Below are 13133 nucleotides of genomic sequence, written 5' to 3' on the forward strand. Positions count from 1 at the left end.
GTGTCTGAGCACCAGGTCAACCTCGGGGTCATCTGGGAACAGGTGGTCAGGGAGCTGTCCAACGGCACCCTCTCCCCCCAGCAGCGGGCCTGGATGCGCGTCACCCGGCCGATCGGCCTGCTCGACGGCACCGCGCTGCTCGCCGCGCCCAGCGACTTCGCCAAGGAAGCCATCGAGCGTGCGCTGCGCGATCCGATCACTGAGGCGCTGTCCCGCAGGCTCGGCAGGGACGTCTCGCTCGCGGTCAAGGTCGACACCGCCGAGGGCGTCGCCGCCCCGCCCGGCAGCCAGGGCCCGACAACACCCGGACGGTATGCGCCCTCACCCGGCGAGGTGAACAACGGCGACGGTGCGCATTCCGGGCATGCCACCCATGCTGTCCAGTCCGCGCCCGCTGCGCCGTTATCGGACGGCGCGGCGCAGGACGGCACGGCCGGACCGCCGCTGCCACCGAGTCCCGCGACCCAGCACGGTGCCGGCCACAACAGCGCCAGCCACACCAAGACCGCACCGCAGGGCGGCACCGACCCGGCGACCGAGGAACCGGAGGAAGAGGTCGACGAGGAAGGCGAGGCGCTCGCCGCGGTGCACGAGATCTGGCCGACCTTCTCCGGCCAGCCGATCGCTGGGCAGCCGTACACCGCGCCAGCCCAGCCGCAGACCTCGAAGACGCGGTTGAACGAGAAGTACACCTTCGACACCTTCGTGATCGGCGCGTCGAACCGCTTTGCGCACGCCGCGGCCGTCGCCGTGGCCGAGGCCCCCTCCCGGGCGTACAACCCGTTGTTCATCTGGGGGGAGTCCGGGCTGGGCAAGACCCACCTGCTGCACGCGGTCGGGCACTACGCGCAACGGCTCTTTCCCGGGATGCGGGTGCGGTACGTGTCCACCGAGGAGTTCACCAACGACTTCATCAACTCGCTGCGCGACGACCGCAAGGTCGCGTTCCAGCGGCGCTACCGGGATATCGACATCCTGCTGGTGGACGACATCCAGTTCCTGGAAGGTAAGGAAGGAACCCAGGAGGAGTTCTTCCACACCTTCAACACCCTGCACAACGCGAACAAGCAGATCGTGGTCTCCTCCGACCGCCCGCCGAAACGGCTGGAGACGCTGGAGGACCGGCTGCGCACCCGGTTCGAGTGGGGCCTGATCACCGACATCCAGCCGCCCGAGCTGGAGACCAGGATCGCGATCCTGCGGAAGAAGGCCGCCCAGGACCGGCTCGCGGTGCCCGGCGAGGTACTGGAGTTCATCGCGGCCCGGATCGAGGCGAACATCCGCGAGCTGGAGGGCGCGCTGATCCGGGTGACCGCCTTCGCCTCACTGAACCAGCAACCGGTGGACGTCGGGCTGGCCGAGATCGTGTTGCGGGACCTGATTCCCGACTCCCAGGCACCGGAGATCAGCGCACCGACCATCATGGGCGTCACCGCCGAGTTCTTCGATGTGACCGTGGACGATCTCTGCGGGCCCGGCAAAACCAAGGCGCTCGCCACCGCGCGGCAGATCGCCATGTATCTGTGCCGCGAGCTCACCGATATGTCCCTGCCCCGGATCGGCCAGACCTTCGGCGGCCGCGACCACACCACGGTCATGCACGCGGACAAGAAGATTCGCAAGGAAATGGCCGAGCGCAGGCGGATCTACGACCAGGTGCAGGAACTCACCTCACGGATCAAGCAGCGCGCACGCCAGTAACCGGCTCCTCGCGCCACCTTCCTCCGCCGCGGTTCCGCGGCGGCTTCGCGTGACCTCGCGCGACCTCGCGCGCCTTCTCCCACCGCGCGTTTTTCCTTCCGCGCCAAGAAGATCGTCGGTTGCTTCGAAGAGATGTACGCCACGGAACGGACTTCGGTGTCACTCAGTGGAGCGATTCGTACACGGCTCCGGGCGGCGCGGGGCGGTGTAAAGCTTGGGCACAGGTCTCCCCACAACTGGGGATTACCGTGTGGACAACTGTGGACAGGTGTGGACGCCTTGGGGGTGCGGAAAAACGGTCCACCGGTCGCCGCGACTGTCCACCGGAACGCCACCACGGAAGTCCACAGGACGCCGCGCCGTCGGAGCAGCGGTAATGGCAGATGTCCACACAACCCACAACCCTTACTACTACGTCTGCCTATCTCTTCTCTCTCTTGAAGAACAAAAGAAAAACAGGGCAACGGCCAAGTTGGGGACACCTTGCGTGCAGGTGTCGACACGTCGACAGGTCGATCCGGAGGCCAAGATGACGGCGGGGCGGGGCACGTTCTAACGTGGGAGTCCACACCGGGGCCGGTGGTGCCGGTGTTCCCAACTGACCTCCCGGCCGGGCACCAGACGCCCGGCTCCTGCTTCGGTCGCCTCCGCCAGCGAGCGCTCCGAAGCGGGGACGCATGTCGATCTTTCGAGCCGAAACGGCTCGGCTGTCGAAAGGATGGGCTCATGAAGATCCGCGTCGAGCGCGACGGGCTTGCCGACGCCGTCGCCTGGGTGGCAAAGAGCCTGCCGTCCAGACCGCCGGTACCGGTGCTCGGTGGCGTGCTGCTCGACGCAGGTTCGGACAGCGGCGAGACCGCCGACGCGCTGACCGTGTCGGGGTTCGACTACGAGGTCTCCGCCACCGTGGGCGTCCCGGCCACCATCGCCGACGGCGGTCGCACCCTGGTGTCCGGGCGGTTGCTCGCCGATATCACCAAGGCACTGCCCGCCCAGCCGGTGGAGATCGCGGTCGACGGCGCGCGTGCGTCCATCACCTGCGGCAGCGCGCGGTTCAGCCTGCCCACCATGCCGGTCGAGGACTATCCCGAGCTGCCTGCCCAGCCCGCGCACGCCGGTGAGCTGGCCGGTGAGGTGTTCGGGCAGGCCGTGGCCCAGGTCGCGGTGGCGGCGGGCAAGGACGACACCCTGCCGATGCTCACCGGGATGCGGCTGGAGATCTCCGGGGACACCCTGACCATGGTGGCCACCGACCGGTTCCGGCTGGCCATGCGCGAGATCAACTGGTCGCCGGCCGAAGGGCTCACCGACGCGGCCGTGCTGGTACCCGCCCGTACCCTCGCCGACGCCGCGAAATCGCTGGGTTCCAGCGGCGCCGCCGTGCAGCTCGCCCTGGCCAGCGGCGACGGTCTGCTCGGTCTCGCGGGTTCCGGCCGGTACACCACCACCCGGTTGCTGGATGCCGAGTTTCCGCCGTACCGGCAGTTGCTGCCCAGTTCACACACCTCCCGCGCGGTGCTGGACGTGTCCGCGCTCGCCGAGTCGATCAAGCGGGTCTCCCTGGTGGCCGAGCGGGGGACCCAGGTGCGGCTGGAGTTCACCGAGGGTTCGCTGCGGCTGTCCGCCGGTGGTGACGACGAGGGCAGCGCCGAGGAAGAACTTCCGGTGGACTACGAGGGCGAGCCGGTCACCATCGCGTTCAACCCCGGCTACCTGGTGGACGGGCTGGGCGCGCTGCACACCGATCGCGCCGAACTGACCTTCACCACCCCCAACCGGCCCGCACTGGTCAAGCCCGCCGACGAGGAGGGCAACGTGGTTCCCGGTTACCTCTACCTGTTGATGCCGGTCCGGTTGCCGGGCTGACGGCGGAGTTTCGCGAACGGAGGGGAGCACATCATGGTGCAGCTGGGACTCGTCGGCCTCGGCAAGATGGGTTACAACATGCGCGAGCGGTTGCGCGCCGCCGGGCACGAGGTGGTCGGCTACGATCGCAATCCCGAGGTGACCGACGTCGGATCGCTCGCCGAACTGGTGTCCACATTGGACGCACCGCGGATCATCTGGGTGATGGTGCCTTCCGGAGAGGCGACCCGGCAGACCGTCAAGGAGTTCAGCGAGTTGCTGAGTGAGGGCGACCTGCTCATCGACGGCGGCAACTCGCGCTACACCGACGACAAGGTGAACGCGGATCTCCTTGCCGCGCAAGGAATCGGCTATATCGACGCGGGCGTGTCCGGCGGAGTCTGGGGTAAGGACAACGGTTACGGCCTGATGGTCGGCGGCTCGGCAGCGGATGTCGAGCGCGCCATGCCGGTCTTCGACGCGCTGCGTCCGGAGGGGCCGCGCGAGGAAGGCTTCTCGCATGCCGGCCCGGTGGGCGCGGGGCATTTCGCGAAGATGGTGCACAACGGCATCGAGTACGGCGTGATGCAGGCCTATGCCGAGGGATTCGAACTGCTCGAGGCCGCGAACGTGGTCGAGAACGTGGCCGGGGTGATCAAGGGCTGGCAGCGCGGCACGGTCGTCCGCTCCTGGCTGCTGGACCTGTTGGTGCGCGCGCTGGACGAGGATCCGGAACTGGACGACCTCGAGGGATATGTCGAGGACTCCGGCGAGGGTCGCTGGACACTGGAGGAAGCGATCAACAACGCCGTTCCCGCACCGGTGATCTCGGCCGCGCTGTTCGCCCGGTTCGCCTCCCGGCAGGAGGACTCCGCCGCGATGCGCGCGGTCGCCGCGCTGCGCAACCAGTTCGGTGGCCACGCGGTGCGCAAGGCCGGCGAGTAGCGGGTTCGTGCGTGGTCGCGCGCCACGCACGAACCGCGTAGGCACCCGACTATGTATCTGCGTCATTTACAGGTCACCGACTTCCGGTCCTGGGAACAGCTCGACCTGCCACTCGAGCGGGGACCGACCGCGCTGATCGGACCGAACGGGCGGGGCAAGACCAACCTGCTGGAGGCCATCGGTTACGTGTCCACCCTGGGTTCGCACCGGGTGGCCACCGACGCGCCGCTGGTCCGACACGACTGCGCACGGGCGCTGGTCCGGGTCGCGGTGGTGCATGAGGGGCGCGAGCTGACCGTGGAACTGGAAATCGCCCCCGGGCGGGCGAACCGGGCGCGGGTGAACCGCGGCGCGGTCGGCAGGCCCCGCGACGTGCTCGGCATCCTGCGCACCGTGCTGTTCTCCCCCGAGGACCTGACGCTGGTGCGGGGCGACCCCGGCGAGCGGCGGCGGTTCCTTGACGAGCTGCTGGTGCAGCGCGCACCCCGGTACGCCGGAATCCGCAGCGACTACGAGCGGGTGCTCAAGCAACGCAACGCGCTGCTCAAGACCGCAGGCAAGCGACGATCCGGGCCGGGGGAGGACCCCTACGCGCTGAGCACCCTGGACGTATGGGACAACCACCTGGCCGAGATCGGCGCGCAGTTGCTCGCCGGGCGGCTGGACCTCGTCGCCGACCTCGGCCCGCATGCCGCGGCCGCCTACGCCGGGGTCGCGCCCGACTCCCGGCCCACCCGGATCGGCTACCGCTCCAGCCTCGGCGAGGCCCTGCCGGAGGGCTACGGAACGCCGGAGGGGGACCGGGCCGACCCGGCAACCCTGAGCAAGATCATGACCGAGGCCCTCGGCGCGTCGCGTTCCGCCGAGCTGGAACGTGGGGTAAGCCTGGTAGGGCCGCATCGGGACGAGCTGGAACTGGTGCTCGGTACGGCACCTGCGAAGGGGTACGCCAGCCATGGTGAGTCCTGGTCGTTCGCGCTGGCGCTCCGGCTCGGTTCCTACGAGCTGCTTCGCGCGGAGTCCGGTGAACCGGTGCTGCTGCTCGACGACGTGTTCGCCGAGCTGGACCGCAGACGCCGGGCCCGGCTCGCGGAGGTGGCCACGAGTGCCGAACAGGTACTGGTGACCGCCGCTGTGGATGAGGACGTCCCCCAGGAGCTGGCCGGGGTCCGCTACGCGGTGTCAGAAAGCGGGGTCAGTCTTGGCTGAGCGGCGGAAACAAAGATCAAGTCGGCAACTCGGGGTGATCGCCGACACACCCATGTCTCACCGATCTGGGGACAACCCTGTGGATAGTGTGGATAACACTGCGACGGAGCTATCGCCCGCTGTGACTACGCCGCCAAATGAGCGACCCGATACCCCCCGTGTGAGTAGTCACCCTGGCGAGTTCCCCCTGTCGGGCACCGACTGTAGCGAACCCACTGGGCCGAATGTGCAGGAGGGGTCGGGCCGGGACCTGGCCAAGGCCGCGCTGGATGCCGCCAGGGCCAAGGCCCGCGCGCGTGGCAGTGAGCCGGGGGTGCGGCGGCCCGGACGCGCAGGTCAGGGCGGGGCGCCTGGCGGGCAGAGCCCGGCACGGCGCCGCTGGTCCGGGCCCGGCGCCGACCAGCGCGATCCACAACCGCTCGGCAGGCTGGTGTCCCGGCTCGCCGTACAGCGTGGCTGGCGGGAACAGCTCGCCAACGGCCAGGTGTTCGGCCACTGGGCGCGGCTGGTCGGCGAGGAGGTCGCCGAGCATGCCCAGCCGGTCGCGCTGCGTGAGGGGGAGTTGACCGTCCGGGCCAGCTCCACGGCCTGGGCGACCCAGCTGCGCCTGCTACAGGGGCAGCTGCTCAAGAAGATCGCGGCCGCGGTCGGAAACGGGGTGGTCAAGCGGATGCGGATCCAGGGGCCGACGGCACCGAGCTGGCGCAAGGGCCCGCTGCACGTGTCCGGCCGTGGGCCGCGCGACACGTACGGCTGAACCCGGTTTATGGGATCGGACCCGACTGAGGTTGAGTTCGTGCCTCTGTGACGAAACCAGGGGCGTCCTTGATGCATCTGAGCGTTGGTTGCCAAGTAGGATGTTGGTAGCGAGCGTCCCCTTGGGCGAGACGAGGAGAAAACAAGCCGGTGTCAGCTACCACGAACGACTACAGCGCGTCCTCCATCACCGTGCTCGAGGGGCTCGAGGCGGTCCGCAAGCGCCCCGGTATGTACATCGGCTCCACCGGCGAGCGAGGGCTGCACCACCTGATCTGGGAGGTTGTGGACAACTCCGTCGACGAGGCGATGGCGGGGTACGCCTCCACGGTCGAGGTGACCCTGCTGGCCGACGGCGGGGTCCGGGTCGTCGATGACGGCCGGGGCATCCCGGTCGAGCCCCACCCGGTGCACAAGAAGTCGACCCTGGAGATCGTGCACACCGTGCTGCACGCAGGCGGCAAGTTCGACAGCGAGAGCTACGCGGTCTCCGGTGGCCTGCACGGTGTGGGCGTGTCCGTGGTGAACGCGCTGTCCGCCGCGCTGGAGGTGGAGGTCTGCCGCAGCGGCAAGATGTGGCGCCAGCGCTACCAGCGTTCCGAGCCCGGCGAGCTGGTCGAGGTCGGCACGACCGACCGGACCGGGACCACCACCACGTTCTGGGCCGACCCGGAGATCTTCGAGACCACGCACTACAGCGCGGAGACCGTGGCCAGGCGGCTGCAGGAAATGGCGTTCCTGAACAAGGGGCTCACCATCGTGCTGCGGGACGAGCGGGTGACCGAGGAGAACGGCGAGGGCGAGGACGCCGAGGGCAAGCGGGCCCAGCTGCGCGAACGCACCTATCACTACCCTGGCGGGCTCGAGGACTTCGTCCGGCACATCAACGGCAGCAAGGACCCCATCCACAAGACCGTGGTCTCCTTCGAGGCCAAGGGCGAAGGCCTCGAGGTCGAGGTCGCCATGCAGTGGAACAACGGGTTCACGCCCTCGGTGTACACCTTCGCCAACACGATCAACACGCATGAGGGCGGCACCCACGAGGAGGGCTTCCGCGCGGCGCTGACCAGGGTGGTCAACGCCTACGCCAGGGACAAGAAGCTGCTCAAGGAGAAGGACGCGAACCTCACCGGGGACGACGTGCGGGAGGGCCTCGCCGCGATCGTCTCGATCAAGATGGCGGAGCCGCAGTTCGAGGGGCAGACCAAGACCAAGCTGGGCAACAGCGAGGCCAAGACCTTCGTGCAGACCACGGCCAACGAGTGGATCGCCGACTGGTTCGAGCGCAACCCCAGCGAGGCCAAGACGATCATCAACAAGGCGGTCTCCAGCGCGCAGGCCCGGCTGGCCGCACGCAAGGCCCGCGACCTGGTGCGCCGCAAGGGTGCCCTGGACATCGGCGGGCTGCCGGGCAAGCTCAAGGACTGCCGCTCCACCAACGCCGAGGAGTGCGAGCTCTACATCGTGGAGGGCGACTCCGCGGGCGGCTCGGCCAAGGAGGGCAGGGACTCCATGTACCAGGCGATCCTGCCGATCCGCGGCAAGATCATCAACGTGGAGAAGGCCAGGATCGACAAGGTCCTGAAGAACAACGAGGTGCAGTCGCTGATCACCGCGCTGGGCACCGGGATCCACGACGACTTCGACGTGACCAAGATCCGGTACCACAAGATCGTGATCATGGCCGACGCCGATGTGGACGGCCAGCACATCTGCACCCTGCTGCTCACCCTGCTGTTCCGGTTCATGCGCCCGCTGATCGAGCACGGCCACGTGTACATCGCGCGGCCGCCGCTTTACAAGATCAAGTGGCCCCGGTCGGAGCCGGAGTACGCCTACACCGACCGGGAGCGGGACGTGCTGATCGAGGAGGGCCTGCGGCAGGGCAAGAAGCTGCCAAAGGACGACGCTATCCAGCGGTACAAGGGGCTCGGCGAGATGAACGCCGACGAGCTGTGGGAGACCACCATGGACCCGGCCAACCGGCTGCTGGGCCAGGTGACGCTGGACGACGCCGCCACCGCGGACGAGCTGTTCTCGGTGCTGATGGGCGAGGACGTCGAGGCCCGCCGCTCGTTCATCACCCGCAATGCCAAGGACGTTCGTTTCCTCGACGTCTGAGACGTCTGAGGCCCGTAAGCCACCCGGCCCCTGCTGTCCTACCAGGACTGTCCAGTTGAGAAGGACGACATGACGGAAACCTTGCCGCCGGAAGGCGACCGCATCGAGCCGGTCGACATCCAGCAGGAGATGCAGCGCTCCTACGTCGACTACGCGATGAGCGTGATCGTGTCCAGGGCGCTACCGGATGTCCGGGACGGCCTCAAGCCGGTGCACCGCAGGGTGCTGTACTCGATGTTCGACTCCGGCTTCCGCCCGGACCGCCAGCACAACAAGTGCTCGCGCGTGGTCGGCGACGTGATGGGCAACTACCACCCGCACGGCGACTCGGCTATCTACGACGCGCTGGTGCGGCTCGCCCAGCCGTGGGCGCAGCGGTACCCGCTGATCGACGGCCAGGGCAACTTCGGTTCCGCGGGCAACGACCCGGCCGCCGCCATGCGGTACACCGAGGCCCGGCTCGACCCGCTGGCCATGCACATGCTGGCCGATATCGAGGAAGAGACCGTCGACTTCGCGGACAACTACGACGGTCGCACCCAGGAACCGCAGGTACTGCCGAGCCGGTTCCCGAACCTGCTGGTCAACGGCGGCTCCGGGATCGCGGTCGGGATGGCGACCAACATCCCGCCGCACAACCTGCGCGAGGTCGCTGAAGGTGTGACCTGGGCGCTGGACAACCCCGAGGCGAGCGACGACGAGCTGCTGGCCGCGCTGCTCCAGCGGATCAAGGGGCCGGACTTCCCGACCAGGGGGCTGGTCCTCGGTACCCAGGGCATCGAGGATGCCTACCGCACCGGCCGCGGCTCGGTACGGATGCGCGCCGTGGTGGAGGCCGAGGAGGACAACAAGGGCCGCACCATCCTGGTGGTCAGCGAGCTGCCGTACCAGGTGAACCCGGACAACCTGGTGGAGACGATCGCGACGCTGGTGCGCGACGGCAAGCTCACCGGGATCGCGGATATCGCCGACGAGTCCAACAGCCGTAGCGGCATGCGCATCGTGGTCACGCTCAAGCGGGACGCGGTGGCCAAGGTCGTGCTGAACAACCTCTACAAGCACACCCAGCTGCAGTACAACTTCGGCGTCAACATGCTGGCGCTGGTCGACGGTGTGCCGCGCACACTGCGGCTGGACCAGATGATCCGGCACTACGTCAAGCACCAGATCGACGTCATCATCCGGCGTACCCGGTACCGGCTGCGCAAGGCCGAGGAACGGGCGCACATCCTGCGTGGCCTGGTCAAGGCGCTGGACATGCTGGACGAGGTGATCGCGCTGATCCGGCGCTCGCCATCGGCCGACGAGGCCAGGCCGGGCCTGATGGAGCTGCTGGACATCGACGAGATCCAGGCCACCGCGATCCTGGACATGCAGCTGCGCAGGCTGGCGGCGCTGGAACGGCAGAAGATCATCGATGAGCTGGCCAAGATCGAGGCGGAGATCGCCGACCTGAAGGACATCCTCGAGAAGCCGGAGCGGCAGCGGCAGATCGTCAAGGACGAGCTCATGGAGATCGTCGAGAAGCACGGGGACGAGCGCCGCACCAAGATCATCCCGTTCGACGGCGAGGTGTCGGTCGAGGACCTGATCGCGGTCGAGAACGTCGTGGTGACCATCACCCGCACGGGTTACGCCAAGCGCACCAAGACCGACCTCTACCGCTCACAGAAGCGCGGTGGCAAGGGTGTGCAGGGCGCGACCCTGAAGCAGGACGACATCGTGCAGCACTTCTTCGTGTGCTCCACGCACGACTGGATCCTGTTCTTCACCAACAAGGGGCGGGTGTACCGGGCCAAGGCCTACGAGCTGCCCGAGGCCAGCCGCAACGCCCGCGGCCAGCATGTGGCCAACCTGCTGGCGTTCCAGCCGGACGAGCAGATCGCCAGCGTCATCCAGATCAAGGACTACGAGGTCGCCCCGTACCTGGTGCTCGCCACCAAGAAGGGGCTGGTCAAGAAGTCCAAGCTGAGCGACTTCGACTCCCCGCGCGCGGGCGGGCTGATCGGCATCAACCTGCGCGAGGGTGACGAACTGGTCGGCGCCGTGCTCGCCGCCGCCGAGGACGACCTGCTGCTGGTCTCCTCGGAGGGACAGTCGATCCGCTTCCACGCCACCGACGAGGCCCTGCGCCCGATGGGCAGGGCGACCTCCGGTGTGCTCGGCATGCGGTTCAACGAGGGAGACGAGCTGCTCGGCATCGGTGTGGTGGCCGAGGACAAGTTCCTGCTGGTGGCCACCGATGGCGGCTACGCCAAGCGCACCCCGATCGAGGACTACCCGGTGCAGGGCCGGGGCGGCAAGGGCGTGCTCACCATTCAGTACGACCGGAAACGTGGCAGGCTGGTGGCGGCGCTCATCGTCGACGAGGATGACGAGCTGTACGCCATCACCTCCACCGGCGGCGTGATCCGCACCGCCGCCGGGCAGGTGCGCAAGGCCGGCAGGCAGACCAAGGGCGTGCGGCTGATGAACCTGGACGAGGGCACCACATTGCTCGCGGTCGCACGCAACGCGGACGAGCCGTCGGACGTCGTCCCCGAAGGGGATGACGATCAGGAGCCGAAGCAGTAGCCACAGCTGGATGGGACTGACACCTCGTGACACCACCTGACCACACCGACCGCGCCGCCGGGGGCGCGGCGGGGGACACCGCGGGCTCGGGCACCCCGCCCTGGCAGCGGGTCGCCAAGGACACCGGCAACGGCACCGCTGCCGAGGCCGACCCGGCCGCGCAGACGGACGGCTACGGTGACCAGTGGTCCGCGGGGCAGTTGCCGTCCGAGGCGCCGACCTCGTACCTGGGTCAGCCCTACGAGCACCCGGATTCCGGGGAGCAGCCGGTGGTCACCGGCAGCGCCGCGAACAGGCTGTTCGGCTCCGCGACCGAGGAGGCCCCCGCCCGTGGCAGGGGATCGGCTCGGGTCGGTGCCACCGGCGGCAAGGGCCGGGCCGCCCCGACCGCCCTGCGCAGGCCCGGCCGTGGGCCGCGCCGGGCCAGCCTGCAGGTCAAGCGGTTCGATCCCTGGTCGGTGCTGAAGCTCTCGCTGGTGCTCGGGGTCGCGCTGTTCTTCATCTGGCTGGTCGCGGTCGGTGTGCTGTACACCGTGCTGGACGGCATGGGCGTGTGGGACAAGCTGAACGGCACCTACACCTCGCTGGTGCAGGGAGAGGGCACCGAGGAGGCGGCCGAGCCGCTGATCAGCGCCGGAAGGGTGTTCGGCATCGCAGCGATCATCGGTGCCATCAACATCGTGCTGCTATCCGCGTTGTCCACGGTGATGGCCTTCATCTACAACGTGTCCGCGGACCTGGCGGGCGGCCTGGAGGTCACCCTCTCCGAACGGGAGTAACCCGGTGGCGAGCACCCGGCGGGCGTGCGGTAGTCTTTGCTGCGTCGCGGGCCCATAGCTCAGGCGGTTAGAGCGCTTCGCTGATAACGAAGAGGTCGGAGGTTCAAGTCCTCCTGGGCCCACCCAGTCCCGCAGGATCAAGCCCGGCATTGTGCCGGGCTTTTCTTTTTCCCTGGGTTGTTGCGCTCGGTGGTTGATTGGTTGTGCGGGGTGGCGGAAGCTTGGGATCCAGGTTTCGTGGTTTCGCTACCCCGGGAGGACGGTCGTGTCCGACGTCGTAGAGCTCATCCTTGCCGACCATCGCCGGTTCGAGCAGTTGTTGCAGGGGCTACGGGAGGACGACACCGACCATGCGTCCCTGCGGTCCGAGCTGGCCGCCCTGCTCGTTGCCCACGCCGAGGCCGAGGAGGACGAAGTCTATCCGAAGCTGCGCAGGGCTGCCTCCACCGCGCACGACGTCGAGCACGGCGAGGAGGAGCACGCCGAGATCAACCAGGCCCTGCTTGCCTTCCTCGAGCTGACCGAGCTGGCGGGCGACAGCTACGCGAGCACCCTCGGCAAGCTGGCCGAGGTGGTTGACCACCACACCGAGGAGGAAGAGGAAACCCTGCTCAAGGACGCCACCGAGAATCTCGCCGAGGCGGAGCGGGAACGACTCGGCGTGGCGTTCATCGCCTCGCGCAAAGCCCGGCTCGACGCGGACTGCGGCCGGCTGGAGAACGTGCGGTTGCTGGTGCAGCAGACCGCGGGCAGGCTGGGGTGACCTGCGGCACGTTCCACGTGGAACCAACATGTGCACCGGCGCGTCGAGGGCTTCGACCGGTGCAGTAACATCGTGGGGCAAGCTCGGCAAGTTGTTGAGGAGGGGCTGCACGTGAAGAAGCTGTTGGCACTCGCGGTCATCGCGGGCGGCGTTCTGTTCGCGGTCAAGCGGAACAAGGACGCCAAGGCGGAAGCCGACCTGTGGCGCGAGGCCACCGCGCCGACGAACTCGTTCGGTGACGTGTCCTCCAACGGCAGTGCGCCGTCGAAGACCAGCTCTTCCGACGCCACCCGCAACAACTGATCGCGCGAGTACTTCGCGGGCGGTGACGCCCGCATCGGGGCTGTAGCTCAATTGGTAGAGCGCTGCTTTTGCAAGGCAGAGGTCAGGGGTTCGATTCCCCTCAGCTCCACCCTGGTATTCGGCACGGCGGCGTTCCC

Annotated in this window: 10 protein-coding genes and 2 tRNA genes; all 12 read left to right on the top strand. The window is 68.2% G+C overall.

Translation table 11 applies throughout. The annotated features are described in order from the left end of the window. Positions 1–1701 (top strand): chromosomal replication initiator protein DnaA, encoded by a 1701-nt coding sequence (dnaA, locus tag KOI47_RS00005; protein ID WP_216212298.1) that lies wholly within the window; start codon positions 1–3, stop codon positions 1699–1701. 726 nt (positions 1702–2427) lie between these two features. After that, a complete protein-coding gene (gene dnaN / locus KOI47_RS00010; protein ID WP_216212302.1) occupies positions 2428–3567 on the top strand; it encodes a DNA polymerase III subunit beta in 1140 nt (379 codons plus the stop codon). 33 nt (positions 3568–3600) lie between these two features. Continuing rightward, the gene (gene gnd / locus KOI47_RS00015; protein WP_216212304.1) at positions 3601–4491 is read left to right on the top strand and encodes a phosphogluconate dehydrogenase (NAD(+)-dependent, decarboxylating); all 891 of its coding nucleotides are present in this window, start codon (positions 3601–3603) and stop codon (positions 4489–4491) included. Between the two features lie 51 nt (positions 4492–4542). Further along, on the top strand, positions 4543–5700 hold the full coding sequence (gene recF / locus KOI47_RS00020) for a DNA replication/repair protein RecF (protein WP_216212309.1): 1158 nt from the start codon (positions 4543–4545) through the stop codon (positions 5698–5700). A gap of 226 nt (positions 5701–5926) precedes the next feature. After that, positions 5927–6457 carry a DciA family protein gene (locus KOI47_RS00025; protein WP_232376451.1) on the top strand — a complete coding sequence of 177 codons (531 nt, stop codon included), beginning with the start codon at positions 5927–5929 and terminating at the stop codon, positions 6455–6457. A 149-nt stretch (positions 6458–6606) separates the two neighbouring features. Next, complete coding sequence (gene gyrB, locus KOI47_RS00030) at positions 6607–8577, top strand: DNA topoisomerase (ATP-hydrolyzing) subunit B (protein ID WP_216212312.1); 1971 nt, start codon at positions 6607–6609, stop codon at positions 8575–8577. A 69-nt stretch (positions 8578–8646) separates the two neighbouring features. Further along, positions 8647–11151, top strand: coding sequence for a DNA gyrase subunit A (gene gyrA / locus KOI47_RS00035; RefSeq protein ID WP_216212314.1), 2505 nt, complete (start codon positions 8647–8649; stop codon positions 11149–11151). A gap of 26 nt (positions 11152–11177) precedes the next feature. Then, entirely contained in the window at positions 11178–11930 is a 753-nt protein-coding gene (locus tag KOI47_RS00040; RefSeq protein WP_216212317.1) for a DUF3566 domain-containing protein, read from the top strand. Between the two features lie 48 nt (positions 11931–11978). Beyond that, positions 11979–12052 (top strand) — tRNA-Ile (locus KOI47_RS00045). A gap of 143 nt (positions 12053–12195) precedes the next feature. Further along, positions 12196–12693 (top strand): hemerythrin domain-containing protein, encoded by a 498-nt coding sequence (locus tag KOI47_RS00050; protein WP_232376452.1) that lies wholly within the window; start codon positions 12196–12198, stop codon positions 12691–12693. 111 nt (positions 12694–12804) lie between these two features. After that, positions 12805–12996 carry a DLW-39 family protein gene (locus KOI47_RS00055; RefSeq protein ID WP_141999634.1) on the top strand — a complete coding sequence of 64 codons (192 nt, stop codon included), beginning with the start codon at positions 12805–12807 and terminating at the stop codon, positions 12994–12996. A gap of 36 nt (positions 12997–13032) precedes the next feature. Then, a tRNA-Ala gene (locus tag KOI47_RS00060) sits at positions 13033–13105 on the top strand. Positions 13106–13133 lie beyond the last annotated feature (28 nt).

It is taken from the genome of Amycolatopsis aidingensis, from assembly GCF_018885265.1.
Classification (GTDB): domain Bacteria; phylum Actinomycetota; class Actinomycetes; order Mycobacteriales; family Pseudonocardiaceae; genus Amycolatopsis; species Amycolatopsis aidingensis.

Bases quoted from the DNA above. Each gene is read 5' to 3' on its own strand.
- dnaN (WP_216212302.1), top strand. From the start codon at position 2,428: ATGAAGATCCGCGTCGAGCGCGACGGGCTTGCCGACGCCGTCGCCTGG.
- gnd (WP_216212304.1), top strand. From the start codon at position 3,601: ATGGTGCAGCTGGGACTCGTCGGCCTCGGCAAGATGGGTTACAACATG.
- recF (WP_216212309.1), top strand. From the start codon at position 4,543: ATGTATCTGCGTCATTTACAGGTCACCGACTTCCGGTCCTGGGAACAG.
- gyrA (WP_216212314.1), top strand. From the start codon at position 8,647: ATGACGGAAACCTTGCCGCCGGAAGGCGACCGCATCGAGCCGGTCGAC.